Source organism: Hydrogenophaga sp. BPS33, assembly GCF_009859475.1.
In the GTDB taxonomy this organism is placed as follows: Bacteria; Pseudomonadota; Gammaproteobacteria; order Burkholderiales; family Burkholderiaceae_C; genus Hydrogenophaga.
Map to the genome: position 1 here is coordinate 16,699 of NZ_CP044549.1, position 24,366 is coordinate 41,064.

Below are 24,366 nucleotides of genomic sequence, written 5' to 3' on the forward strand. Positions count from 1 at the left end.
CAAACTCCAAATTCCTGTGCAGTCAATGTTGACTCGTGCTGGATACGTTTGTGCGCGCCAGACCATCACCTGGCGCGACGCATGGCAGTCACATTGACTGTGTGAGGGCCTGTTGTCGCCAAAATTCTGGAGCGACACATGAAAAACCCCATGGGCACACGCTCGGGCGTCATTCCGTACAGGGACGTCACGCCTTCGCAGCAACTGCTACCGAGCCGCAATCCCATCACGATCAGCGGCGACACCTTTAGGGGAAAGTTCAAATCCCTGACATGTGGCAGCACGATCAAGTGCGAGTCACTGACCGAAATCCGTGCAACGGACCTTCTCGAGTTCAGCAAGCAGATTCTTCACATCACCTACCAACCACCGACGCTGAAGTTCAGGCTGGACGGCAAACGCCGGCGCTACACCCCTGACTTCGCCGGAAGCCTTGTTGGTGGCGGTCATCTTCTTGTCGAGGTCAAACCGCAAGCGAAGGCTTGCCTTCCGGAAATGAAGGCCTTCTTCAAAGCGGCAAAGGTGGCTGCTGCACAGGAGGGCTGTCGCTTCGCCGTGGTCACCGAGCACCACTTCAGACGACCGGGCATGAAGGATGTGAAACGCCTTCTGAAAATGCGCCGCGACTGGGTTGTCGAGAACCTGGGCGGGCCTCCCTTGGACGAATCACTGGATGCCACCGCTGCTTCCATCTGGCACGAAAACCCAGCCCTTCAGCGTGCTTTTGAAAACAAGCCTCGCATGTCAGTGGCGGAGGTCGTACGGATGCTTGGGGGGACGGACGAGGCCAGGTGGTCGCTGGACCTTCTTCTCCTCACGCGCATTCTCGCTTGGCCGATTTCTCAATCGCTGTGTCGCTCCACGCAACTTCACATTTACTCGGAGGTCGATGATGAGAAACTCTTCATTTGATGTCGGCAGTGAGTTCTGCCTTCGCGGGAAAAACTACCGTGTGACATCTGCAACCAAACAGCGCCTCGTACTCGAAGACATCAAGGCCGAGGAGGTCGAGGTCAAGAAGCGTTCCGAGCTTGTCGCCGCATACAAAGAAGGCCATCTCGTTTTCAGCGACCTTCTTGCGACGGCCTCATCGCATCTGGAGGAATTCCAGCTCGAGAAATCGTTGTCCGACTTCTCGGCGCGCGTGAAAAGCGAGGCCGCAGGGAAGCTTCACTATCTGCGAAGCATCTGCCCTCGCGGTCACGTGCTCTTCAGTCGGCGTGAGCTTCGGCAAAAGCTGAAGGAGTGTCATGCCGAACTCCCCAAAGAACTTCTTACGCCTCGCGCTCCCAGCATCGCCACCTTCTACGAGTGGCGCAGCCGGTGGATGAGGTCTGGCTACCAGACGCGAAGTTTGGTCAACCGATACGATCTCCGCGGCAGGAAATGCGATGAAACAAACCCGCGCGTGATGCCTTTCCTTGAGCAAGCCATAGAAGAGACCTTCCTCAAGCCGAACCACCCGACGGTCGCAGAGACCTTGGACCACGCCAACGGTTTGATCGAAAAGAGCAATCTGAACGTACCTCCGATTGACGCCATTCCAAGGGCGACGAGGACTCAGATCATCCGTGAAATCGGCAAGCTCGAACGAAAACGGGTCTTGGAGAAGCGCTACGGAAAGGCTCACGCAGAGGCCGCCACCGGCGTACGAGGAAAGAAGGCGGAGCCCGAGGGGTTGCTGGATCGAGTCGAGGTCGATCACACCCCCCTCGACCTCATCGCTCTCACCAGCAAGGGGGGCTTTGCAGGAAGGCCCAACCTCACTGTACTCATTGACGTTGCCACACGCATGATCCTGGGCATCTGGATCAGCTTCCAGCCGCCGAACTCGGGCTCTGTCCTGCGCGCACTGCGGGTGGCCATCCTGCCGAAGGACGATCTCATGCGCAAGCTGAGGATCAAGAGTGAGTATGACGCACACGGCGTCCCGCTTGAACTGGTCCTGGACAACGGCCTTGAGTTCCATGGCAACGACCTGGAGGGCGCCGCGCTGGATCTGCAGATCAAGGTGGTGTACTGCCCTCGTCGGCAACCGCGCTTCAAGGGGGTGGTCGAAAACTGGCTCAAGCAGATCAACTACCGATTCATGCACCTGCAGCCAGGGACCACTTTGGATCGCTACTTCAAACGCAACGAGCTTGATCCGTACCGGGACGCGGTGATCCCTCTTGAAGATCTCAAGCGATTCATCTGGAAGTGGATCGCAGAGGTGTATAGCCGCCGATTCCATCGCGGCCTTCAAACCTGTCCTCGCGAAAAGTGGAGCGAGCTCGCGAAGCTCGGCCCCCCGGTCTTGCCTAAGCGCATGGACGTTGTCACCTTCTACACGTCGCCCATCCACCAGCGCATGCTGAGCTCGAAGGGCATCGAGATCAACTGTCAGTTCTACAGGTGCGACGAACTCGCGCACGTTCGCGCGGTTCACGGCAATCTTGAACTTCAGATTCGTCCTGACTTGGACGATCTGGGGAAGATCAACGTGTTGCATCCCGACACACAGGCGTACTTCGAAGCGTTTTCCACGAATCCGTCGTATGCCAATGGCCTGAGTATTGAGGAGGACAAGTGGATTCGCCAGCTTGCCCGTGAGAAGTACAGCGCACTCGATCACGAAACCGCCATGCTGTTGGCAAAACAGGAGATTCGCGAAGAGGTCGCTGCGATGCAGAAGGAAAAGATCGAGGGAGCCGACAAACCTAAGGCGAGGGCCTCGCGGAAGACCGCAAAGACCACAAGCAAGCGCACGCCAAAGGCGGTTCACGTCGCTGCCTCGGTCAGCAAAGCCATCGAATCCGTCGTATTGGATGCTGAGGCCTCACCTCCTCAGGTCACACCCAAGCGTATGCCGAACTTCGCAAAGCTCAAGGCCTTCCCAAGTGGCCAATCGCCCTTGTTCTAAGACCAGGAGAACATCATGACAAGCCAATCCTTTGCGGACCTCGATGCCATTGAAGAGAAGGTCTCGACGTTCAGCAATGTCCTTATCCAACATGCGCCTTTGCAGGCGGGCATTGACGCCCTGAAGGTCCTTATGACCGCATCTCGACACAATCGGAAAAAGGCGCGCGGCGCCCTCATCTACGGTCTTTCGGGCGCCGGGAAAACGACGCTTTGCAAATGCCTGGAGGAACAGTTCCCGCGCTACGATGCAGACGACCGCACCATCATCCCTGTTCTCTTCGTCGAACTTCCCTCTCAGCCTACGCCGAAAGTCATTGCAGAGGCGATCCTCACCGCGATGGGCGATCCAATGGCGCACAGCGGCACGGCGGAGTTCAGGCTTTCGCGTGTGCGCACCCTGCTCGCAGCGTGCAAGGTCGAAATCGTTCTCATCGACGAGGTCCAGCACATCTCTGACAACCTTGATGGCCGCACGCGCGACATCGCCTCAGACACCCTAAAAAACCTCATGAACGCGACGGGGATCCCGTTTGTCTTCCTTGGGCTGCCTTCGGCGTCGAAGTACTTCTCCAATCGCATGCAGCTCGGCCGTCGGCTCAATCCTAAGATCCATCTGGGCGTCTTCTCGTACGACACCGATGCCAACCAGGACCTGTTCGCAACGCTGCTCTTGAGCTTTCACGAGAAGCTTCCGTTCAGCGGCAAATCAGCCTTGATCGACCCAGTGCTCACACCGCTCTTTCATCGGGCCTGCTACGGCTTGATAGGTTCCCTAGCCATGTTGCTAGAAGCTGCGGTCCGAATTGCGCTTCGAGCGCGCGCGAACTCACTCACCCGAGAACACTTGAGGAAGGCCTTTGGCGAGGAGGTGTATCTCGGCTGCAAAAGCAACCGAAACCCTTTCGATGAAAAGTTCGACCATCGTCCCTTGGTCAACGTGGGGGAACCATTCTTCGGGTTCGGAAAATGATCGCGGGACCTCTTCTGGTAAGACCTCTGCCCATGGAGGGTGAAAGCCTTCGAGGGTACTTGCTGTACCTAGGTGAATTTAACGGGCTCGGCAGCCTACTTCTGGAGGAGGTCCTGCGCACCGGATTGCGGGGGTATCGGACGTGCATGGCAACGGTTGCCGCCTTGTCCGGCCTAGAAATCACACAGCTTCCAAAGATCTGGTGGCAAGAAGCGCGACGCGCCTCACACTCTTCCCGGACCTATGGAATTGCGCTGCCTCCCTCTGAAGTTCGCCACGTTCAATGCTCCATTTGTCCACGGTGTCTTCAAGTGCAAAGCCGCGCTCGGGCTGAGTGGGAGATCTCAGTTTTTTGTGTATGCCCAGACCATGCCTGTCACCTCATTGACGTCTGCCCAGGTTGCAGCAAAGGCATCTCGTGGCACCGCCCCGGTGTAAGCAAGTGCGGTTGCGGATTTGATCTCGCCAACTCGTCATCGACTGAGGCCGCGCCAGAGGTCGTGGCCCTGTCCGCGCTACTCTCTGACCGCCTGAGGGGATTTGCGCGCGCGGATACACCTGGCGCCCTTGGATTTCACAGGACCTTGAAGCGCATGGATGTGCGTGCCCTGGTAAGGACAGTCGAAATCCTGAAAATGCTCCCCTCTCCTATTTGCTCACTTTTCTCGTTTCGCCCGTCCGATGGCCACATCAGTGAACGCCTTGCGCGCCAGACCTGGGCGCAAACATCGGCTGCTCACAACTTGGCCCACTGGCCTAGGAACATCAACCTCGCACTCCAAAACTCAGCCAAGGAAACTTCCGGAAGCGAGGGCAAGGTCTGCGATATTCACGTGATCAAATGGCCGCATGTCATCTTCCGACTCGCGCCGTCCAAGGAGAAGGCCGAACGGATAGGCCTGCCGATGTTGATTCGTGACGAAGTGGATCGCTTCGTTAAACGGCAGTCGGTGACAGCGCGGGGAAAAACGTACTTCTTGTTGTGCAAGCGGCCACCGCCTCGGAAGACCGCGTGGGGGCACACTTGTTTCAACGACAGGTCTCAGACCATCCGAGACCACTATCTTGTATCGAACGCCGCCATGGCACATGCTTTCGGCGTCTCCATTCCCCGCCTAAGAACGCTTGTGAAAGCTGGGCTTGCGCCGAACAACACGAAGCCTGTGCGTGCAGTGGAATTGGACTCCTCAATGCGTCGCCTCTTTTACTGTGCCGTCGGGCGTACATGGGGATACAGGCGCCTTCAGGATCTGCTTTCGCGAGGGGATTCCGACGCGCGCGGCCTACGTCGTGCCGTCGAGGAACTCAGCGGTGGAAAGTTTGGCGCATCGGACCCCGCGCGGAAGAAGAAGTAGGTCTCGCGCTTCGCACCAGAGACAGTTGCTGCTCAAAATCGGGGGGGATGTAGTGATTGAAGTTCCTACCAAACTGCTTGTTCGGCCCGTTGCACGCTCAGGAGAGCTCGCACAAGCAGTGTTGTTGCGAGTCTCCGGCGATAACGCGTTGAGCTCCCCTCGATCGCTGGCAACCTTAGGATGGCGGGGCGACAACCTCGCCGAACGCCTAAACGGCGGTTCGATACCCATAGGCCCAATCAACGGCTTAGGTCTGCTGAATCGCTCTGCGGGCAACCGCGTTCCGAGTAGATTTTGGACCTTGAGAAGGTCGCGCTTCTGTCCAATTTGCTTGCAGGAAACCCTGTTTTGGAAGGCGGAATGGGGGCTTTGTTTTACCGTCGCATGCCCCATTCACAGGGTCAAGCTTGTGGATCGTTGCTCATGCGGCAAAGAACTCCGCTGGACCAGGCAGAACTTGCACTCCTGCACCTGCGGTGAGGACATTCGGTGTCTTTCCACTGAGCCAGCATCTAAAACAGCGATTTACATGTCTGCAGAGATTCAGATAGCTGGCGAGGCCTGCTGGAGCGACCCTTCAGTCAGTGCGGCGGATCATCTCTGCGATCTCCTGCATCGTGTCTGGCTGCTGGGCGCGCATGTCGTGGGCACAGGGGTCAAGCGCAAACAGCTATCTGACTTGCACGATTGCCGCCGAGCAACTGAAGTTGTGGAAGCGGCCGGTCGTGTTCTTGGCCATTGGCCGGAGGCGTTCTTTGAACTGCTTGACGACCTTAGCGCAGGCATTCCGCCGGACAAGTCGAATCGCGTGGCTGCTGCCTTTGGCCCTGTCTACCGTGACATTTATGCGAAGGGAACGTGGCGAGCCTTCAGCATGCTCCGCGAATCATTCGAGCAATACGTTCGCTTGAGATGGACAGGACAAGTTGCAAAGCGAAACCGCCGGCTTGGTGACGAGGCGGCAACAGAGCATGTCTGGATACCTGCGACCCGCGCAGCAAAGGAGTTGGGCTGGAGAGCACCGCGCCTTCGGCGGGCGATCGCCGCGGGGATATTGCGCGGACATGTCAGACCCCTTCCTTCAGGGAGGACCATGTCTGTCGCCCATCGCGAAGACGTCGATCATGTCAAGAAAGAGCAGCTGCAGTGGATCGATCTGAGTACTGTTTGTCGATTCCTCCGAATTGGAAAACGCCACGCGAAAGGGCTGATGCAAAGTACGAGACTTCGTCCAGTAACTGGGCCGAGTGTGGACGGCTCTTCGGTCTGGCGCTTTAGGCAGATCGACGTGACTGAGTTGGCGAGAACACTGAAAACGGAACCAGCTGTCTAGCCTGGCGTTTCCCAATCGTGGATATAGCAGGGGACTTTTAATAAGGCAGAATGAAACTATGACTACTTTCGCAACCTCTCTCAAGAGAGAAATCGCGCGTATCGCCCGCAAAGAACTGCGCGATGAAATTTCAACCCTCCGTAAGGGCTCCGCAACCTATCGCTCCGATATCGCTGAGCTCAAGCGAAAGATCAAATCGCTAGAGTCTCAGGTCAAGTCCTTGGGTCGTGCTACTTTGAGGCCCGAGGTGGCGTCCAAGGAGATCGCTTCGGTTCGTCGATCGAAGCCGGGACGCAAAGTGACTTTTGGTTCAGCCGACTTGTTGGCGTTGCGTCAAAAGCTTGGTTTTACCCAAGCACAGATGGGGACATTGGTGGGTGCGTCATCCCTTTCGATTTACAAGTGGGAAAGCGGGCAGGTGACTCCCCGAGCCGCTCAGCTTGAGAAACTCTTGGCTGTTCGCAACATCGGCAAGCGCGCGGCTATGGCGCGTCTCCAAGCCTAAGAGAATCTTGCGCGCGGAGCTCGCGGCAAGCGCGCTCTCGCATCAGGCGCCCTGTCGGTTGTGCAGGGAGGCTTTCGAGAGCAAGCGCAGCACGCGAGGATTCGCCCCATCTAGCTTGTGAATGCCGTCGCCCAGTTGTGGCAGCGGAATTCGATGGAACTCTCCCACCCACTTGGCCACCGCAGCCGAGCGGCTGATGCCACTTTGGCAGTGCACAACCAACCGCATCTCCTCGGGCGCTTCGTGGTGCGTGCTGACAAACTCAACGATGCGCTGCGCGTCGATAAGTTCGGGGGCCTTCTCCTCGTCGTACTTGCAGATCGCCTTGTGTTCTTCTTCTGACATCTGATCCGGCCAGGCGGGCTCGCCAGGGTTTTCAAAGGTGTCCACAAAGTACAGGATCAGGTGATCCCGAAACTGGTGCAGGTGTTCGGGACGGTTGCACTCCTCAAACTGGTTGAGGATCGAAATGATCACCGTGTCCGAACTCGGCACGAGCTTGCTTGCCTCTTTCACCCCCATGAAACGCACATCCTTCAACATACGTGGCTCCTTCGTCTTGTGCGTTGGACAGACCTAGCGTGCGTAAGGCGGGTTCAAAAGCTTTCCAGAACTGATCCGGTCCGGAGACCCATTCACTAGCCAGCTCTTGTAGCGGTCCTTGAAGTCAGCGCTTGATATCAAGCCCAATTCGTGCAGCTTTCTCACGTCGCACTCATGGACGCAGGGGAATAAATTCAACTTGCTGATTGCCAGGTCGATGGGGGGACGACGTGGCGCTGCAAAAGGGAGGTGCCGGCATTCAGTCGATTTGCTCGATCCCGGAATCGCTCTGGCAGGCACGACTTCGTCTCGAAGTAACCCGGATCCAGTGCAAGCCGTGGCGTTGGCACGCACAGGTGAGGCGCAAGACCCCAATGGCGCGCATCCACGATGGCATCCACATCCTTGGGCACACGGTCACCGTCGTAGAGGTGCATGGCGGCCCCTCCGGCCAGGTACATATTCAGCGGTTCGCGAAGTTGCATTTCCGCCTCGATCTCCCGGAAGAGTTGCCAGACCTCGTGGGCGACCTCGGTCTCGAGAAACAGCTTTGCAGTCATGGCGACACCGGACGTTCTTCGCTTGGCATGCTGCGCTCAGTGCTTGAGACCGGGACGCATGTTCAGATTGGCCCATGCCGTCAGGTAGCGGGTCAGGAAAACCTTCAACGCTCGCATGCTGGACACCTTCACGTTGTCTGGCGGCACAATGGACGCGAAAACATCCTTCGGCAGGCCCCAGTCCTGAGCGATGTCCTCCAGGGCAAACGGAATGGCCTTGCGGACGTCGGCGGCTGACGGGCACCCGAAATGCAGGATCGTGAACCGCGAGCGCAATGCCTCCGGCAACCAGGTCAAGTCATTGGCCGTGGCGATGAAGATCATCCGCGAAAGATCGCACTCCGCCTGCAGGAAGGAATCGAACCACCGGCGGGCGCTCTCCGGCTCCAACAGACCCAGCAGAAAACTCGAAGCAGGCGGTGTGTTGCGCTCTCCGTCGATGGCCTTGTCGATTTCATCAAGTAGCACCAGCGCGGATGCCGACTTTGCGTTCAGAAAGGGTTCGAGCAGCGCGGAGGGCTGGCCGGATGACCATCCGCGCGAGGTACCCGTGAGCGTGCGGATGTCGGACATGCCCCCCAGCCCAATAGCTCGAAACTCCAGTTCCATCTCTTCTGCGAAGCGCCGGGCGAAGCGGGTCTTGCCAACACCAGGGGGCCCGAGCAACAGCACCGGACGCAAGCGGAATTCCAGCGCCCCGAACTGCCGACACGTCATGAGCTCATCAAAGATGGAGCCGATCGCCGCACTCGCCCAGGGAAACTCCGCGAGGAGCATGGTCTGGATTTTTTCCAGACGGGGAACGTCTGGCAGCAGGGCGACAGGCTGCGCTGACTCCAGTGGCTTGAAGCGCTCCAGCACGGTCATGTCGTTGGCGTCATTGGCCGGAGGCACCGGCCCGCGCACGACGATGCGGTGTGGCACCTTCTGTTCTTCTGCATGGGATGTCGACCGTACCGTCGCCGTCGGATCCTGCGCTTGTTTGCCCGCGACTTGACCATTGCGGGCGGCGAGCACCGCGTCATTGGCTTCGGTGAGCCGCTTGAGGACAGACTCGTAAAGGCCGTGCTGAAGCGGATCCATCCTGGCGGCCCCAGCTGATTTCGTGTCGGCAACTGGGTCCAAGAGGGCCCGGTGCTTCAGCGCCACCCAGAAAGTCCGAGCTGTCTCCGTATGAAACTCCAGCCTATCACCAGTCGTCCAATCGCTGTTCTGGGGCCTGCCATGCTGGGCGAACAAGCTCAACAACTCCGCAGCCTTGAAGCACTCCATGAAGCCAAGTGCGGCCGATCCCCGCCAAATCAGATTTTTCAGCAACTCCTGAGTGCGCTCCAGGCACGGCCAAAGAGAATGGCCTACCAGACGGCCCACGGGCAGCTCCATCGTGGCGACCGCCAGGACAAAGATTCGCTCGGTGCACTCGCTCGACTCCCGCCGCTTGATGGTGATGCCTGCTGCTGACAGGTGTGCGATAGCGAAGGAGTGAAGCAGGTTCACTGACCAAGTCAGCCGGTCAAGAAGACGGAAGAGGTCGATCATGAAGGCCTCGACGTTCATGTCCGCTGCGTGGGTTCTCAGCCACCTGCCGATATACCGGATAGAGGAGCAGCGCAGCGTCTCACTGCTTTGCGGGTCGAGCGCGTGGCAGACGTACCGTTCCAGCTCGAGTAGGTGCGCACCAGACCCGCAGGGGAACGGCATGGCCAGAAGGAGGGGGTGGCGAAGCTTGAAAGGGAGGTCGGTGAACAAGGCTCGCGCCCTGGCGGGAATGCGGGATTCCGGATGTGCTGTTTCCATGCTGCTCTCCACAAGTACGTTGCGGTTCAAGCTGCGCTGCAGCCTTCGGAGAGCAACCAACAGGGCGGGGAATCTATGAGATTTCCGCCCGCTTGAGACGTACTTTACGCCCGAGTCAAGGGCGTTGCAAGAGCTCCAAAACTCCCCTCGAGTGATGATCTGTGTAGGAGATATTCGGGATGCAACGAGATGACATTAAGGTCGATTTTTTTTCATAGGGAGATGCTCAAAATAGACCGCCTGTCAGTTCGTCTCAGCCGATATGTATGCGTCGCCAAGTGGTCTTGCTTTCAACGCAGACCCGGGTGCGAAGACAACTCTAGCGACCGTCTGACAGCTCTTCCCTCCGCTGGCGCGAAACGCCTTCGTCGACGTTGAGTCTCGCTTATCTGGTTGCCATTTCGCCATGAGCATTGGCACTGCGCTTTGCTGGCACTAACCGACCAAGGCGATTCGATTGAGGCGATGAACATCACTGAGTGCGAAGCAATCCGTTTACCTCGCACTCGTCAAAACCGCACCAACGCAGAATCTCTTCCGAATGCTCGCCGGGCATCGGGGGCGCTAGGGGCACATCCACAGGTGTTTCCGAGAGTCGCGCAACGGGCGCAGGCTGAAGGACCCCAGCGATCGTCGTGAATGACTTGCGCGCCTCGCTGTGAGGATGCAGAGCTGCCTCCTCCATGTCGAGCACTGGACTCAGACAAACATCGCTTCCAGCCGTCGCTGCACACCATTCATCCCGGCGCCGGGTTGCGAAGCGGCTGGCCAGCAAAGCACGTTGCCGAGGCCACTGCGCCTTGTCGTGCTGGGAGCCGTATGCCTCTTCTGTCAAATCGAGTTGACGAAGGAGGGCCTTGAAGAATTGGGGCTCGACCGCGCCGACGGCGATCCAGCTATCGCTGCATCGGTACGTGCGATAGAACGGAGCGGCGCCGTCGACAATATTGCAGCCACGGCCCAGATCCCAGCGTCCTGCGGCTTTCATTCCGTATTGCATGGCCATTAGGGAAGCCGCCCCTTCGAACATCGCGATGTCCACCACCTGCCCTGCGCCGCCGGCTCTGGAATGCAGCAGAGCGCTGACAGTGCAGAGCGCCAGCATCATGCCTCCACCGCCAAAATCACCCACCAGGTTAAGGGGAGGGATCGGCGCACCGTCCACCTCGCCAATGCTATTCAGCACGCCGGCAACCGCGATGTAGTTGATGTCATGGCCTGCCTCCTGAGCGAGCGGGCCACTCTGGCCCCAACCCGTCATCCGACCGTAGATCAGCTTCGGCTGAGCTGCCAAGCAAGTCTCTGGGCCCAGCCCGAGACGCTCCATGACGCCGGGTCGATAGCCCTCAATCAAGATGTCCGATCGTGCGACAAGTCGCAGCGCTGCCTCAGTCGCATCCGCCCGCTTGAGGTCAAGGGCGAGGGAGCGACAGCCGCGCTGGAGAACACGGGCGTTGGCCGTGGCTCGAGTCATCTTGGCTGGGCGCTCGATGCGGATGACATCCGCCCCAAGGTCTGCCAGCTGCATTGCGCAAAAAGGGCCTGGACCCAGACTTGCAAACTCTACGACCCGGACGCCGGCGAGCGGCCCTGACTTCTTGGACCATTCATGCGAGATCATTGTGCTGCCTTCAGACTAGTACTGCGTCAGCCGCGACCACTCAGACTTTCGAGTACTGAATGAATGGCAGGGCAATGATGACCGAATCACGACACCGGGCAATCGGCAGAGTTTTCAGCTGATCAAGCGCTCGAACCGCTCCCCTTCCGCAGCAAGTCGAGCACAAGATCTATCCAAGGACTTGGTAAGTCCTACTTCAACTCACAATTTCTAAAAGACCATGGCGCTTACAGTAAAGTTTCGCCGTTGATGAGAGCTTGTCCGATCATCCTGCGGTGAATCTCCGAAGTGCCATCGGGGATTCGCATTGAGCGGACGAAGCGATAGCCTTCCTCAAGCCGAAGTTCGTTGGTCAGTCCCATGGCGCCATGCACCTGGATGCACCTGTCAAACACCCGGCCGGCTGCTTCGGTAGCCGCGACCTTGGCCATGGAGACCTGCATTCGGCACGGCTTGTCTTCATCTACCAGCAAAGCGCAGCTCTGTAGCAGGGAGTGAGTCGCATATATGTCGAGGGCACAGTCCGCCAGCATGTTTTGTACTGACTGAAGGTGGCCGATCGGCTGATCGAACGCCTTTCTGACACGTGCGTACTCCACAGCCCTGTCCAACGCCCAGCATGCGAGGCCGAGGCATCCTCCAGCAACGCCGAGACGGCCTGCCTGCACGCCACCCAAAGCAACCTTGATACCTTCGTCCACTGCGCCGATCCGGTGCGAATCCGGCACAAAAACGTCTTGGAGATGCACAGTTCCGAGGTCACTACCGAGGTGACCCATAATGGAAATCATGCTTTTGACCTCAACACCCAACGTTTGCATTGGAACGAAGAAACCCGTCACTCCTCCCCGACGCGAGCTGGCCTTGTCAGTGTCGGTAACGGCAAAGATCATCGCGTAGTCAGCGTAGGGTGCATTCGTAATCCATTGTTTGGTGCCATTCAGAACCCAGCCGCCTTTCTCGGGCTTGGCACGTGTCTTCATGGCGAAGATGTCCGATCCAGCATCGGGCTCACTTAGGCCGAAACACAATGTCTTGCTGCCGCTGGCGATCCCTTCTCGGTACTCTGAGAGCACCTCGGGCTCCAGGTGACGTAGCAATGGTGACAAGCCGTTGGTGAACGCTGAAGGCAATACGACCGTCTGGATCAGACGTCGGCCTGGACCGGCAAAAGCATTCAGCCGGCGCTGAACGTAGGCGGCCGCTTGCGCACCGAGACCGCCACCGCCAAGCGATTCAAGCGAGAAGGCCGTGTAGAAACCGAGTTCTGCGGAGCGCATCCGTACGTGCCTGCGCAGTTTGAGAAGCTCCGGCGCGAAGCTCCCGTCCTCAGTAAATAGATAGCGCTCGCTGGAGAACAGTCGCTTGTGCTCGCTCTCCAGCGGTACGACTTCTCGCTCCACGAATCGAATTAACGAATCGGCGAAGGCGATCCATTCTGGTGAAACTTCATGTCCCGCGGACTTGTGCTCCTCACGACCTTCCATATACATCTTTCAGGGCTTTTTTATCCATTTTTCCGTACTGGGATCGGGGAAGCTGCGATGTGAACTCGATGGACTTTGGCACCATGTAACGGGATACCTTGCCTCGGACGAATTGCAGTAGTTCATCAGCCAAGCTGCTGCTGCTTTGAACGCCACGAGCCAATTCAACGATCGCTTTCACTTCCTCACCCATTTCTGCGTTTGGAACGCCGATGACGGCGGCGTCCCCAACGCTGGGATGCTGTATCAGAGCGTCCTCGATCGCGCGCGGGTAAATGTTCACTCCCCCGGAAATGATGGTGTAGGCCAGCCGGTCGGTGAGGTAGAGGTAGCCTTCTTCGTCGATATGTCCGATGTCACCGATGGTCGTCCAGTTCTCGTGCTGGGGATGCTGTGCAGACCGCGTCTTCTCCGGATCTTTGTAGTATTCGAAAGGCCGTACGTCACGTTCAAAGTAGACCAATCCGTCTTGGTGCGGGGGAAGCAGTTCCCCCTGCTCGCTGCAGATTCTCAGAACCCCAACGGTCGCGCGGCCTACAGATCCTGGGTGATCCATCCACTCCCGACTGCTGATCGCCGTGTTGCCGCAGCCCTCGGAACCACCATAGAACTCCTCGATGATCGGCCCCCACCAGTCGATCATCTGCTGCTTCACTTCTCTGCTGCAAGGTCCCGCCGCATGGATAGCGCATTGATGAGAGCAAAGATCAAACCCCTCTCGTTCGGCAGGAGCCAGTTTCAGCATTCGAACGAACATCGTGGGCACCCACAGGCTGTGGGTGACCCGATAGCGCTCAATCATTGCCAGAGATGTGAGTGCATCGAACTTTTCCATGAAGATCACCGTCCCCCCATGGAACTGCACGTTCAAGGAGTACAGCAGCGGAGCACCGTGGTAGAGCGGCGCACCCGTGAGGAATACGGTTTCATTCGAAAAAAAGTAGCGCTCGGCCAACTTCCTCCAGACATCGACTGGACCGTCAGCGGCCTCCATGACAGGCTGCTCCCGCAGGATTCCCTTTGGACGCCCCGTGGTTCCCGAGCTGTAGAGCATGATCGCGCCGAGCCGCTCATCGGCAACGGGATCTTCACTGAATGAAGACAATGCAGTCTCGTAACTCTCCCAATCCTCCAGAACGTCTCCGATCATGAGCTTGCGGCAATTCCCGAGCTGCCCCTGCAACTGCTCTGCAACCTCTCGCATGGCATGGGAGAACACCACCAACTTGGCGTCGCAATTTTGAATGACGTACGCGGCTTCGTCGGGTGTGGAGTACCGATTCACCGGTGTGATCAGTATCCCGCTGCGCATGGCGCCCCAGAGGATCTCGAAGAACCGCAAATTGTTCTCCATCAACACGGCGATGTGATCACCAGGTCGTAACCCCATCGCGTGCATGAACCGCGCGAACTTGTTCGAGCGCGCGTTCAATTCTCTATAGGTCAACGTCTCACCGGTGCTGCCATTGATGGCCGCTGCCTTGTCACTCGCGCAAGTGGCGAATTTTGTTAAAGCGAAGGATCGATTGGGCACGATGCTGGAATCCATGTTGTTATTTCAGGGCTGTTGGTTGCCAAGAACGAGGGTGGCTGCGGCAGTGAACATCCCGCCAACGCCTTGCACCACGCTCGTGCGAACGTTCTCGACCTGACGGAAAGCCTCGCCCCGCAACTGCCGCACAGCCTCCTGAATGGCGAACATGCCGTACATGCCGGTGTGTGTGTAGAGCAAACCTCCGCCGTTTGTGTTCATCGGCAGGCGACCGCCAGGGCGCGTGTTGCCTTCGGCGATGAAATCTCCTGCCTCGCCACGTCCGACAAATCCAAGGTCCTCCAGGCCGAAAAGCGGCAAGTGGGCGAAAGCGTCGTAGATCATCAAATGATCCACGTCCGAATGCTTGATGCCAGCCTCCTTGAACGCGGCGCGGCTTGAAAGCCGAAAGGCCTTTGACGAACTCATATCGTCCATCATTGAAATACAGGCACTGTCCGACGCCTCACCCGAGCCCAGCACGTAGACCGGGTTTTTCGAACGGCGAAGATCGCGCGCGCGATCGGCCGATGTGATGACCAGTGCTCCACCGCCATCGGTGACAACGCAGCACTCCAGCTTGTGGAAAGGGTAGGCAATGAAAGGCGAAGCCATCACGTCATCGACGCTCAGCAGACGCCTCCTGCTTGCGCGCGGATTGTCCAAGGACCAGTGGCTTTGCGCCACTGGCACATGTGCCAGATGCTCGTGTGTGGTTCCGGTGTCCTTCATGAACCGCATCACCGGCAAGGTGAACATGTTGGCCGCCGTGTGAACGCCATAAGGCACTTCGAACTGCCCGCTCATGGAATGAGGGGGGCGTTGCCGGGCAGGTCGGAATCCCACCCTTGAACGTCCAGACTCGCCGTGGATCACGAGTACGTTCTTGCATTTGCCTTGGCGTATGGCCGCAGCCGCGTGGGCGACGTGAACAAGGAACGAACAGCCACCAACCGATGTGCCGTCGTACCAGCTTGGAGTGATGCCCAGCATATGGGCCATATCGTTCGGAGGCTCGACCGCAGTTGCGATTCCGTCAATGTCTTTGACCTCGAGACCGGCATCAGCCAAAGCTCGATACGCTGCATCCGCTCGGAGATCCAGCTCAGAAAGATGAGGCAAGGCGCCCAATTCGGTCTCGGCCGCGCCGACGATCGCGATAGGTTGATGATTCACGCTTGGGATCCTTTAAGCTGCAAAGGCTCAAACACGGTCAACACCATGTCGCCACGCGGTACGAACGCGACTTGCAAGGGCATGTCGAGCTTCAATAACTCCGGGTCAGGTGGAACACCGCGGAGATTGCTGAGCATGCGAGGACCCTCTTCCAACTTGACGACAGCGACAACGTACGGAACGTCCTGCTCCCATCCAGGTGGAGCCACATGGTTGATGATGTAAGAGTGCAGAGTGCCGCGACCACTGACCGGCGTCCACTTCAGCGCGTCCTTGCCGCAGTGCTCGCAGCGCAGACGCGGGTAGAACGTGTACTGCCCGCATGCTTCACAGTGCTGAAGCTGCAACTCGTGCGCCTTAAGTGCATCCCAATAGGGACGGGTTATGGGCGTGGGTTCCGGCAAGGCCTTCCCAGTCGACGATTCGGCGGTCATGAGCGGCTTTCAGTTGCGAACTTCAGGCTCCCGTAGTCCATCACGGGTTCACCCTTGCCATTGAGCGTACGGAAACGCACGCCATCACTGTCGTGCCAGCCCAAGACCTTGAGTGTGTCGCCTGGCATGACAGGGCGCGTAAAGCGCGCGGACATCGAGCGCACGCGACTCGGGTCGCCGTCGCAGAAGGCGTTCAGAAGCAACCGTCCCGTGACGCCGTAAGTGCACATCCCGTGAAGGATGGGCCTGGGAAAGCCTCCGCGCTTGGCAAAAGACGGATCGCTGTGCAGCGGGTTGCGGTCACCGCTGAGTCGATAAAGGAGTGCCTGATCCTGACGCGTTTCTGCTTCCACGACCACATCGGGCTCAGTTTCTGGCATAGGCTGCACAGGAACACTCTTGCGACCTGGATCAAACCCGCCCGCGTCTCGAACAAAGCTCGCAGATGTCGATGTCATCAACAGCTCATCGGTTTCGACGTCGAAGGCTTCGCCATGGAAACGAATCAACGCACCGGAACCCTTGTCCTCGATGGCCACAACCTGGTTGGTAACGCGAACCTTGCCGTTCACAGGTAACGGCCGGAACAGTTCGAAGCCTTGCTCCGCATGCACGGACTTGCTGCGATCGATATCGCCGAAGAAGGGCCGGTTACCTGCGTTCTGCATGATGACGACCGCATAAGTCGGCAACACGCATTGGACGAAGTCCTCGGAATTCTCGGTCGTAAACTGCAATTCCTTGCCAGGATCTTGCTGCCCGGCGCCAACGCCAATGGCATACAGCATCGCGTCGCGCGAATCCCAAGCGACCTCGGCGACCGGTGCCGGTCTACCGATTGAACTCATGTCAAGAGCCATATTGAGCAGCCTCCTTCAAGCCGTTGCGATATCGCCGTTGCGGTCAGCGTTTGGAGAGGCCCGCTTGTGGAGGTCCGGCAGGACGGAATCAAGTTCATCCAGCGTCCAACGACCTTCCTTTTCGACTCGGGGGCCGACGCGCCAACCTTCGGCGACCGTTATGCGTCCGCCACGCAGACCGAAGACGCGTCCGGTAATGCTCGACGAGCGCTCGCTGCCCAGCCACACCACAACGGGTGCCACGTTCGCGGCATCGAGAGGATCGAAGTCACCGATCGGCTTGGGGGCTTCAATACCTGCTACCTTGCCGAACACATCTTGCGTGAGCCTGCTCCAGGCGGTCGGGTAGATGGCATTGACAGTCACGCCGTATCGCTCCAACTCGCGTGACGCAATAACAGTCAAAGCCGTGATCGCCGCTTTGGCCGAGCCGTAGTTGCTTTGTCCAGGGTGGCAGTAGAGTCCCGCGGAGGAACCGGTATTGATGAGGCGCGCCGTCCTCGCACGTCCAGATTTCGATTCCTCACGCCAGTAGGCAGCGGCGTGATGTGCGCACGCAGCAGTTCCCTTAAGGTGCACGCGTATGACCGAATCCCAGTCTTCCTCGGTCATGCTCACCAGCATGCGATCGCGAAGGATGCCGGCGTTGTTCACCAGGACATCCAATCCCCCGAAGTTCTCGCGAGCGCAGTCGATGATCCGCTTGGCGCCTTGCCAATCTGACACATCGTCCCCGTTGGCAACGGCCGTACCGCCGAACCCGATGATCTCATCCACCACTTGCTGCGCGGGAGTGCTGTCAACCCCACCTCCATCTGGGTTCGATCCGAGATCATTGACCACCACCTTGGCGCCTTGTTTGGCGAATGCCAAGGCGTACTCGCGCCCCAGCCCTCGTCCTGCACCCGTGATCACGACGATACGGTTCTCACAATTGCGTTCCATCAACTATTCCTTTACTTGTTAGGTTGAGTGGCGTTGACCGCCTGCGCATACCGCTTGCGCTCCATCGCCAAAAATTCCGTCGCATCACTTCCCGACAGACCCAGCACTTCATTTCCGCCCAGGCGGCTAACTAAGTTGCCAAACTCCGGACTCTTGATCGCATTTGACAGAGCCACTTCGACCCGCCGCGCCACGTCATCCGGTGTATTCCTACGCATGCCGAACGCCATCCAGCCGTAGTTCTCGTACGGGACGCCCAGCTCCTTCATACTGGGCACGTCCGGAAGCAGGGCGCTTCGATCGCGGCCGGTAACAGCCAATGCAATAAGCTTGCGGTCCTTCAACAATCCCAGAACACTGCTCGGATCCATCTGGGCAACATCGACAATGCCTTGCATGAGATTGGTGATCAACGAGCCCGCTGATCCTGCGTAGGGGACGTAGGTGAATCGGGTGCCAGTTGCTTGTTCCATAGTGGAAAGGCTTATGCGGAAGTAATCGCCATATCCACCCATCGTGACGCTGCCGGGGCGCGCGCGTACTTCGGCCATTAATTCCTGAAGCGTCTTGTATTTGGAACCTGCACCTACGGTAAGGACCATGGGCCCGCGCGTGGCAATGCTAAGCAGGCGAAAATCTCTCTCCATGCTGTACGGAAGATCTTTATTTACCAGCTCATTGATGACCCCAGTTGATGGCGTTAGCACCATCACGCTGTTTCCATCGGCGGGAGCACGCATCAAGGCCTGTACCGCAATGACGCCATTGGCTCCGGGCAAATTCTCCACGACAACGGCTTGACCGAGTTCTTTGCCAAGGGGTAGTGTCAACCCCCGTACCAATGTGTCGGACATACTGCCCGGACCGATAGGCACCAGGACGCGAAATGGTTGAGAGCGGTCCGAAGCGGATACACCAAAGCTGGCTCCTGCTGCGATCATCGCGCCGAGAAACTTGCGTCGCTTGGGTTCGAAGGATTGGATTGGCCTATCGTCCTTCTGCTGTCTACTTGTAGTCGTCATGCGTTGTCTCCAGTTGTAGTAAAAGTGCTAGACGTTCGGCGGTCGCTCGAACGCCGCCGCTACGCCGATCCATCCAACTTGCTTGCGAGAGAGCACTGCCAAGAACAGCAGCGCGATGGAACTCAAATCACCTTCGCCTTGCGCAGGCTTTCGAAATCGCCCGCAGTCATCGATAGCAGGTCGCTAAGTACTTCCTCTGTATGAGCCCCAAGAGCTGGACCCAGGGTGTCAAGAGAGCCAGGCGTCGCCGAGAGCCTGGGAACCACGTTGGGCGCGTGGAAGTCTCCTACCCTTTCGTCTGCCATCTGCTTGATATTGCCGCGCGCTTTGTACTGAGGATCATTGAAGATGTCCTCGATGTCGTACAGCAGCCCACAAGCCATTTCGTTCGCTTCACAGAGGTCAAGGACGTCTTTTGCGGCATAGCTGGCGGCCCAGTCACCCACCATCTTGTTCAACTCATCCCGACGCTTGTCGCGCTCGCCCATGGTTTTGTATCGAACGTCCTGCGCGAGCTCGGGACGTCCCATGGTCACAGCGAGCCTTTCGAACATCCGATCACTGGAACACGCGATTGCCACCCACCGATCATCGGCAGTCCGATAGTGGCTGTGTGGAACGATGTTTACCGTGTCAGCGCCCATGGGTTGGCGCACAAACTTGTTCCGGCCATACGACGGCACGAGTTCGTCCATGATCCGGAAAACGGACTCGTACAGACCGATATCGATGAACTGACCTCGCCCGGATTTTTCGAGTGAACGCAAAGCGAGCAACACACCAACGGCGCCGTACAGCCCAGAGAAGTAGTCGGCAAGCGATGTCGACCCCGGCATGACGGGTTTGGCACCTGGCTCACGTGCAAGGTGCGACAGACCACTAAAGGCATGAGCGATGCGCGCATAGCCTGGCTTGTCCTTGTAAGGGCCGGTCTGTCCGTAAGCGCTGACGCGCAGCATCACCAGTCGGGGATTGATCTTGGACAAGTCCTCGAACCCAAGACCCCACTTCTCGAGTGTTCCAGGACGAAAGTTCTCCAGAACGACATCCGATTTCTCAACGAGCTTGCGGAAGATTTCCTTTCCAGCCTGCAGCCGCAGGTCGAGGGTAACGGACTTCTTGTTGCGAGCCTCGCTCAGCCAAACAAGCGAATCTCCGCAATCCGTAGTGGTTCCCCAATAGCGCAGAGGATCACCAATTCCAGGCTGCTCGATCTTGATGACCTCCGCACCGAACTCGGCGAGCGTTGAGCCGCAGAAAGGAGCAGCGATGAAGGTCGCAATATCCAGGACACGCAGTCCGGACAGCGGTTTCTCGGTTTCAGAAGTCATGTGTTCACTCATGCTGCGTTAGTGCGGGCGCTGATCGCGCGGCTGCGCTCCAGGACGTTATGGGTCATCTTCAGGTGAGCAAGATCGACCAGCTCGCCATCAATACTGATGGCGCCTTGTCCCTTGGCAGCGGCCTCGCGCACGGCCGCTGAGACTTTCTCGGCCCAGGCGACCAAAGTTTCCGAAGGCGTGAACACCTCGTTGGCCCAGTCCACCTGATGAGGATGAATGGCCCATTTGCCGTCGAAGCCGAGCGCCCTTGCGCGTGCGGCCGATGCCTTGTATCCCTGCTCGTCTCGGAAGTTGGTATACGGCCCATCCACTGGACGCAACCCATAGGCACGGCAAGCAGCTGCAATACGCGCCATGGCGTGATGCCATTGATCGTTGTAGTGAGCATGCCGACGGCCATTCGTGTCCGCATCGGTGAGCACCGCGTAGTCTGGGTTGATCGCACCGACCATGCGGTCCGGCGCCTGCATGCTGATGATGAAATCGCCTACACCAAAGATCAATGCTTCCAGCCTGTCCGAGGATCGGGCGATCTCTTCGACGTTGGCAAGTCCTAGCGCGGTCTCGATCAGCGCTTCGATCCCGATAGGGTCCGTTCTTCCGATCTCGGCTTCGATGCCCGTGAGGAGCGTTTCGACAAATTCGATGTCGCGAGCTCCCCCTGCTTTTGGAAGGAGAATGAGATCGAGCCGTGGACTCGATTGAGCTACCTCGACAATGTCCCGCCAGCCCCATTGGGTGTCAAGCCCGTTCACTCTAACTGCCACCGTCTTGTTGCCCCAATCGATGTCACGCAATGCAGCAATGGCCAGCTTGCGCGCAGCGTCTTTCTGAGCTGGAGCCACCGAATCCTCAAGATCAAGGAAGACGACATCGACATTGCTGCGCGCAGCCTTCTCGAAAAAGTGCTCGGAAGAGGCAGGAACGGCAAGTTCGGAGCGGTGCACCCGGAAGCGGCGAGAAGGAATTTTGATAGAAGTCATGTTTGGATCATTCCGGTTGAATGCCCGCTGCCTTAGCGGAGGTAGCCCAGTTCGCAATCTCCTCACGGGTGAAGGAACGCAGTTGCTCTGGTGTCGTCGCGAACGCTTCCATTCCGTTGTTGCGAAAGAAAGTTGTTGCGCCTTCCGAGCGGACACCTTCGCTGATGAGCTTGTTCAGTGCCGAGACAATCTCCGGTGGCGTTCCAGCGGGCGCATAAGCTGCAAACCAGTACCCGGCTTGGTAGCCACTAAGACCTGCTTCTTGCAGCGTGGGCAATTCCGGCAGGTATGAAGATCTCGTCTTGCTGGTAACCGCGAGTGCGCGCACCTTGCCGCCGCGGATCATTGGCAGTGCCGTGGTCATGTCCGGAAAGAAGATTTGGATCTGACCCGCAATCAAATCCGCCATTGCCGGGGGATTCCCTTTGTAGGGAACATGCAGCAACTTGACTCCTGCCATTTGGGCGAAGGTTTCACTGGCGACTCTCGCAGACGCGCCTCCACTGCCATACGCATATTTGTCGGGATTGGCCTTGACCAAGCCGATCAAATCTGCGATCGTTTTCACCGGAAGATCGTTGTTAACAACGAGGACCTGCGAGCCACGCCCAAGTCCGGATATGGGCGCAAAGTCCTTATCGGCGTCGTAAGACAGTTTTTTGTAGAGAGAAGGGTTCGCCGCGTTGGTTGTCGAGTTGCCTATCAACACTGTGTACCCGTCCGGCGCCGACCGCGCAACGGACTCGGCTGCCAGAATTCCGTTCGCGCCCGGCTTGTTGTCCACAAGTACAGGCACGCCACTTCGTTGCTGCACAGTGGATGCTATCGCTCGCGCAAGCTGGTCGGTTGCACTGCCCGCCGTGTTGGGAACGATGAACCGGATGGTCTTTTCAGGAAAGGTTGCTGCCTTGGCAGGAAGGGCGAAGCCAAGCAGGCACATGAGTGCAGCAGCCAAAGGGTGGAGGATTGTTCGCATGCTAGGCTCCCCGGTCAGCGAGGCACGTCGCCCTGGACCACGGTGCGATGCAGGCGTCGAACGTGACCACCCATGTCGAAGTCGTCGCTGGCCTTGTGCATGAGGCTTCGGTTATCCCAGATGACGATATCTCCCGTCAGCCATTGGTGACGGTAGATGAACTGGGCTTGCGTCGTGTGCTCCAGGAGCTGCTTGAGGAGCGCCCGCCCTTCTTCAATAGGCATCCCTTCGATATGGGAAGTGTGGTTGCCGAGGTACAGGCCCTTGCGCCCCGTCTTGGGATGGGTCCGCACGAGCGGGTGCGCGACCGGCGGCGCAGCCGCGATCTCTTCTGCGGATGCAGGCCGGCTTCCTGAGTTGTGCCGGGATTGCTCCCAGCTGTGCACGGCACGGAGCCCATCGATGCGCTGCTTCATTTCCGTCGACAACGCGTCGTAAGCTGCGTGCATGTTCGCGAACAACGTGTCACCGCCGCTGGGCGGAATCTCAATGGCGTAGAGCAGTGTGGACGATGCCGGCCGCTGCATGTAGGACGCATCGGTGTGCCAGAAGAAGTTGCCAGGATTGTCTAGCGCGGCCTTCGGATTGGGCTTGCCGTCCTTTCCGAGATTGCTCACGACGTGCAGCGCCGGGTAGTCCTTGCCGAGATAGTCGGCGCGAATGGGCAGTTCAAGCTCGCCGAATCGCTCACTGAAGGCGATCTGGTCGGGCTTGGAAAGTTGCTGGTCACGGACAACGAGGATCGAGTAGGTGCCATAGGCCTCCCTCAGGCGATCCCATTCGCCCGCCTTCAGGTTGGCCAAATCGACGCCTGTGCATTCGGCACCCGTGAACGAGGACAGAGGTTTGATCACGAGGGCACTTGCCTCCGTGGTGGACCGAGAAGGTGTTGCAGCAGTCATTTCGTGTCTCCTTTGATGTGATGGATTTAAGCAGTGATGAAGTGTGCACACAAGTGGGATTATTGGAACGATTATCCCGTTTAGACGATCAATTATCGTGAACGGAATTTGTAAACTGCGTCACAGGCGACGACTGAGCTTGCCCCCTGAATGACCAGTCATCGTGACCGCTACGTTCGAAAAGGACTGCAGTGATCGCGAAATCAGGGCGTTCCGCGCGTGGGAGGGCAAAGAGCTCCCAGGCGAGCCAGTGCGCGAGATGCTCATCGAAGCCGTCGAGAGGCACTTCGGGGCCGTGGAGGCCATGCCCGCGGGGCACCTGCTGCAGGTCCTGCCGGACAACGGCAGCACTACGTCGCCCAGGAAACTCGACGCGTCGTCAGAACCCTGGGCCTCACGCCGGTCAATACCTCGGTTTGCAGTCCACAGATCAACGGCATGGCCGAGAGCTTCGTCAACACCTTCAAGCGCGACAACGTCAGTCGAATGGACCTCAGCGATGCACGCACCGTCCTGGCACAGTTGCCTGCGGCGTTTGGTACGCGTCCGGCAATCCCATCTTGAGCTAGACACAGCGCCGAGGCATCGTGTGCACGATGAAGATCATGCACGCCATGGCGAACGACACGATCGCCCAACGCCCCAATCGGCGCTACTACCCACCACAACTCAAAGACCAGATCGTGGCTGAATGCCAGGTCTGACGCGTCAGTGGCATGCGTAGCGCTTGCACACGGAATCAACGCCAACATCGTTCATCGCTGGATGCGCGAGCAAGCGGACGCCCTGTTGCCAGCGCCCCGGAATGAGTTTCGTTGCGCTGAATCTGCCTCGACCAGTTGAACAGGTCCCAGCAACTGACACCAGCTCACCGCCCGTGGCGCGCTCGATCCACGTTGAGGTTCGTCGCAGTGCCGGCGTACTCACCGTGAACTGGCCACTGGAAGATGCAGCGCCATGTGCAGCGTCGCTGCGCGACTGGCTCCGATGAACCGCATTGATCCACTGTGGCTTTCCACCGAGCCGCTTGACATGCGAGCTGGCACCGAGACTGCGCTGGCACGTGTAGTGGCTGTCTTTGGCGCAGCGCGCCCACACCACGCCTACCGAAGCCGATCC

The 24,366-nt window shown here is 58.4% G+C and carries 21 protein-coding genes and 3 pseudogenes; 9 read left to right on the plus strand and 15 right to left on the minus strand.

Annotated elements, in window-relative coordinates:
- Positions 1 to 138: 138 nt before the first annotated feature.
- From F9K07_RS00055 to F9K07_RS00080, 8 genes and pseudogenes are all read left to right on the plus strand, one after another.
- Entirely contained in the window at positions 139 to 912 is a 774-nt protein-coding gene (locus F9K07_RS00055) for a TnsA endonuclease N-terminal domain-containing protein (RefSeq protein WP_159588164.1), read from the plus strand.
- The gene (locus F9K07_RS00060) at positions 893 to 2,902 is read left to right on the plus strand and encodes a Mu transposase C-terminal domain-containing protein (RefSeq protein WP_159588166.1); all 2,010 of its coding nucleotides are present in this window, start codon (positions 893 to 895) and stop codon (positions 2,900 to 2,902) included. Before F9K07_RS00055 ends, F9K07_RS00060 begins: the two co-directional genes overlap by 20 nt.
- A 15-nt stretch (positions 2,903 to 2,917) precedes the next feature.
- Complete coding sequence (locus tag F9K07_RS00065; RefSeq protein ID WP_159588168.1) at positions 2,918 to 3,874, plus strand: TniB family NTP-binding protein; 957 nt, start codon at positions 2,918 to 2,920, stop codon at positions 3,872 to 3,874.
- A pseudogene (locus tag F9K07_RS32230) lies at positions 3,871 to 4,245 on the plus strand (TniQ family protein); the annotation flags it as partial. The gene F9K07_RS00065 and the pseudogene F9K07_RS32230, both read left to right, overlap by 4 nt.
- Before the next feature lie 222 nt (positions 4,246 to 4,467).
- Positions 4,468 to 5,229, plus strand: a complete 762-nt coding sequence (locus F9K07_RS31680) for a hypothetical protein (protein ID WP_236581752.1) — start codon at positions 4,468 to 4,470, stop codon at positions 5,227 to 5,229.
- Between the two features lie 118 nt (positions 5,230 to 5,347).
- A pseudogene (locus F9K07_RS32235) lies at positions 5,348 to 5,626 on the plus strand (TniQ family protein); the annotation flags it as partial.
- 132 nt (positions 5,627 to 5,758) lie between these two features.
- Positions 5,759 to 6,562, plus strand: a complete 804-nt coding sequence (locus tag F9K07_RS31685; protein ID WP_236581753.1) for a hypothetical protein — start codon at positions 5,759 to 5,761, stop codon at positions 6,560 to 6,562.
- A gap of 58 nt (positions 6,563 to 6,620) precedes the next feature.
- A complete protein-coding gene (locus tag F9K07_RS00080; RefSeq protein ID WP_159588174.1) occupies positions 6,621 to 7,067 on the plus strand; it encodes a helix-turn-helix domain-containing protein in 447 nt (148 codons plus the stop codon).
- A gap of 42 nt (positions 7,068 to 7,109) precedes the next feature.
- Here the strand turns inward: F9K07_RS00080 and F9K07_RS00085 are convergent, their stop codons facing one another.
- The 15 genes from F9K07_RS00085 to F9K07_RS00155 all read right to left on the minus strand — a co-directional run bounded on the left by F9K07_RS00085 (position 7,110) and on the right by F9K07_RS00155 (position 23,247).
- Complete coding sequence (locus F9K07_RS00085) at positions 7,110 to 7,610, minus strand: dual specificity protein phosphatase family protein (RefSeq protein WP_159588176.1); 501 nt, start codon at positions 7,608 to 7,610, stop codon at positions 7,110 to 7,112.
- A gap of 194 nt (positions 7,611 to 7,804) precedes the next feature.
- On the minus strand, positions 7,805 to 8,170 hold the full coding sequence (locus tag F9K07_RS00090) for a hypothetical protein (RefSeq protein ID WP_159588178.1): 366 nt from the start codon (positions 8,168 to 8,170) through the stop codon (positions 7,805 to 7,807).
- Positions 8,171 to 8,206: 36 nt separating this feature from the next.
- Positions 8,207 to 9,967, minus strand: coding sequence for an AAA family ATPase (locus tag F9K07_RS00095; RefSeq protein ID WP_159588180.1), 1,761 nt, complete (start codon positions 9,965 to 9,967; stop codon positions 8,207 to 8,209).
- A 472-nt stretch (positions 9,968 to 10,439) separates the two neighbouring features.
- Positions 10,440 to 11,588: a CaiB/BaiF CoA transferase family protein gene (locus F9K07_RS00100; RefSeq protein ID WP_159588182.1), complete on the minus strand. Its 1,149-nt coding sequence runs from the start codon at positions 11,586 to 11,588 to the stop codon at positions 10,440 to 10,442.
- 227 nt (positions 11,589 to 11,815) lie between these two features.
- Positions 11,816 to 13,081, minus strand: a complete 1,266-nt coding sequence (locus tag F9K07_RS00105; RefSeq protein ID WP_236581754.1) for an acyl-CoA dehydrogenase family protein — start codon at positions 13,079 to 13,081, stop codon at positions 11,816 to 11,818.
- Positions 13,062 to 14,624: an acyl-CoA synthetase gene (locus F9K07_RS00110; RefSeq protein WP_159588184.1), complete on the minus strand. Its 1,563-nt coding sequence runs from the start codon at positions 14,622 to 14,624 to the stop codon at positions 13,062 to 13,064. Before F9K07_RS00110 ends, F9K07_RS00105 begins: the two co-directional genes overlap by 20 nt.
- A 9-nt stretch (positions 14,625 to 14,633) precedes the next feature.
- Positions 14,634 to 15,782 carry a thiolase C-terminal domain-containing protein gene (locus tag F9K07_RS00115; RefSeq protein ID WP_159588186.1) on the minus strand — a complete coding sequence of 383 codons (1,149 nt, stop codon included), beginning with the start codon at positions 15,780 to 15,782 and terminating at the stop codon, positions 14,634 to 14,636.
- Positions 15,779 to 16,216, minus strand: a complete 438-nt coding sequence (locus F9K07_RS00120; protein WP_159588188.1) for a Zn-ribbon domain-containing OB-fold protein — start codon at positions 16,214 to 16,216, stop codon at positions 15,779 to 15,781. The genes F9K07_RS00115 and F9K07_RS00120 overlap by 4 nt, the downstream gene beginning before the upstream one ends.
- Positions 16,213 to 17,076 (minus strand): MaoC/PaaZ C-terminal domain-containing protein, encoded by an 864-nt coding sequence (locus F9K07_RS00125; RefSeq protein ID WP_159588190.1) that lies wholly within the window; start codon positions 17,074 to 17,076, stop codon positions 16,213 to 16,215. The genes F9K07_RS00120 and F9K07_RS00125 overlap by 4 nt, the downstream gene beginning before the upstream one ends.
- 15 nt (positions 17,077 to 17,091) lie before the next feature.
- Positions 17,092 to 18,021 carry an SDR family oxidoreductase gene (locus tag F9K07_RS00130; protein ID WP_159588192.1) on the minus strand — a complete coding sequence of 310 codons (930 nt, stop codon included), beginning with the start codon at positions 18,019 to 18,021 and terminating at the stop codon, positions 17,092 to 17,094.
- 11 nt (positions 18,022 to 18,032) lie between these two features.
- Positions 18,033 to 19,043: a Bug family tripartite tricarboxylate transporter substrate binding protein gene (locus F9K07_RS00135; protein ID WP_159588194.1), complete on the minus strand. Its 1,011-nt coding sequence runs from the start codon at positions 19,041 to 19,043 to the stop codon at positions 18,033 to 18,035.
- A 122-nt stretch (positions 19,044 to 19,165) separates the two neighbouring features.
- The gene (locus tag F9K07_RS00140; protein WP_159588196.1) at positions 19,166 to 20,374 is read right to left on the minus strand and encodes a CaiB/BaiF CoA transferase family protein; all 1,209 of its coding nucleotides are present in this window, start codon (positions 20,372 to 20,374) and stop codon (positions 19,166 to 19,168) included.
- 8 nt (positions 20,375 to 20,382) lie between these two features.
- Complete coding sequence (locus tag F9K07_RS00145; RefSeq protein ID WP_159588198.1) at positions 20,383 to 21,369, minus strand: HpcH/HpaI aldolase/citrate lyase family protein; 987 nt, start codon at positions 21,367 to 21,369, stop codon at positions 20,383 to 20,385.
- 7 nt (positions 21,370 to 21,376) lie between these two features.
- Complete coding sequence (locus F9K07_RS00150) at positions 21,377 to 22,345, minus strand: Bug family tripartite tricarboxylate transporter substrate binding protein (protein WP_159588200.1); 969 nt, start codon at positions 22,343 to 22,345, stop codon at positions 21,377 to 21,379.
- A 14-nt stretch (positions 22,346 to 22,359) separates the two neighbouring features.
- Positions 22,360 to 23,247, minus strand: a complete 888-nt coding sequence (locus tag F9K07_RS00155; protein ID WP_236581755.1) for a TauD/TfdA dioxygenase family protein — start codon at positions 23,245 to 23,247, stop codon at positions 22,360 to 22,362.
- Positions 23,248 to 23,410: 163 nt separating this feature from the next.
- Between F9K07_RS00155 and F9K07_RS00160 the strand changes: the two are divergent.
- Positions 23,411 to 23,784: pseudogene (locus F9K07_RS00160) on the plus strand (IS3 family transposase); the annotation flags it as partial.
- Positions 23,785 to 24,366 lie beyond the last annotated feature (582 nt).

Bases quoted from the DNA above. Each gene is read 5' to 3' on its own strand.
- F9K07_RS00150 (WP_159588200.1), bottom strand. From the start codon at position 22,345: ATGCGAACAATCCTCCACCCTTTGGCTGCTGCACTCATGTGCCTGCTT.
- F9K07_RS31680 (WP_236581752.1), top strand. From the start codon at position 4,468: ATGGATGTGCGTGCCCTGGTAAGGACAGTCGAAATCCTGAAAATGCTC.
- F9K07_RS00120 (WP_159588188.1), bottom strand. From the start codon at position 16,216: ATGACCGCCGAATCGTCGACTGGGAAGGCCTTGCCGGAACCCACGCCC.
- F9K07_RS00060 (WP_159588166.1), top strand. From the start codon at position 893: ATGAGAAACTCTTCATTTGATGTCGGCAGTGAGTTCTGCCTTCGCGGG.
- F9K07_RS00085 (WP_159588176.1), bottom strand. From the start codon at position 7,610: ATGTTGAAGGATGTGCGTTTCATGGGGGTGAAAGAGGCAAGCAAGCTC.
- F9K07_RS00130 (WP_159588192.1), bottom strand. From the start codon at position 18,021: ATGGAACGCAATTGTGAGAACCGTATCGTCGTGATCACGGGTGCAGGA.
- F9K07_RS00145 (WP_159588198.1), bottom strand. From the start codon at position 21,369: ATGACTTCTATCAAAATTCCTTCTCGCCGCTTCCGGGTGCACCGCTCC.
- F9K07_RS00080 (WP_159588174.1), top strand. From the start codon at position 6,621: ATGACTACTTTCGCAACCTCTCTCAAGAGAGAAATCGCGCGTATCGCC.
- F9K07_RS00055 (WP_159588164.1), top strand. From the start codon at position 139: ATGAAAAACCCCATGGGCACACGCTCGGGCGTCATTCCGTACAGGGAC.
- F9K07_RS00090 (WP_159588178.1), bottom strand. From the start codon at position 8,170: ATGACTGCAAAGCTGTTTCTCGAGACCGAGGTCGCCCACGAGGTCTGG.
- F9K07_RS31685 (WP_236581753.1), top strand. From the start codon at position 5,759: ATGTCTGCAGAGATTCAGATAGCTGGCGAGGCCTGCTGGAGCGACCCT.
- F9K07_RS00135 (WP_159588194.1), bottom strand. From the start codon at position 19,043: ATGACGACTACAAGTAGACAGCAGAAGGACGATAGGCCAATCCAATCC.
- F9K07_RS00100 (WP_159588182.1), bottom strand. From the start codon at position 11,588: ATGATCTCGCATGAATGGTCCAAGAAGTCAGGGCCGCTCGCCGGCGTC.
- F9K07_RS00155 (WP_236581755.1), bottom strand. From the start codon at position 23,247: ATGACTGCTGCAACACCTTCTCGGTCCACCACGGAGGCAAGTGCCCTC.
- F9K07_RS00095 (WP_159588180.1), bottom strand. From the start codon at position 9,967: ATGGAAACAGCACATCCGGAATCCCGCATTCCCGCCAGGGCGCGAGCC.
- F9K07_RS00105 (WP_236581754.1), bottom strand. From the start codon at position 13,081: ATGTATATGGAAGGTCGTGAGGAGCACAAGTCCGCGGGACATGAAGTT.
- F9K07_RS00110 (WP_159588184.1), bottom strand. From the start codon at position 14,624: ATGGATTCCAGCATCGTGCCCAATCGATCCTTCGCTTTAACAAAATTC.
- F9K07_RS00065 (WP_159588168.1), top strand. From the start codon at position 2,918: ATGACAAGCCAATCCTTTGCGGACCTCGATGCCATTGAAGAGAAGGTC.
- F9K07_RS00140 (WP_159588196.1), bottom strand. From the start codon at position 20,374: ATGACTTCTGAAACCGAGAAACCGCTGTCCGGACTGCGTGTCCTGGAT.
- F9K07_RS00125 (WP_159588190.1), bottom strand. From the start codon at position 17,076: ATGGCTCTTGACATGAGTTCAATCGGTAGACCGGCACCGGTCGCCGAG.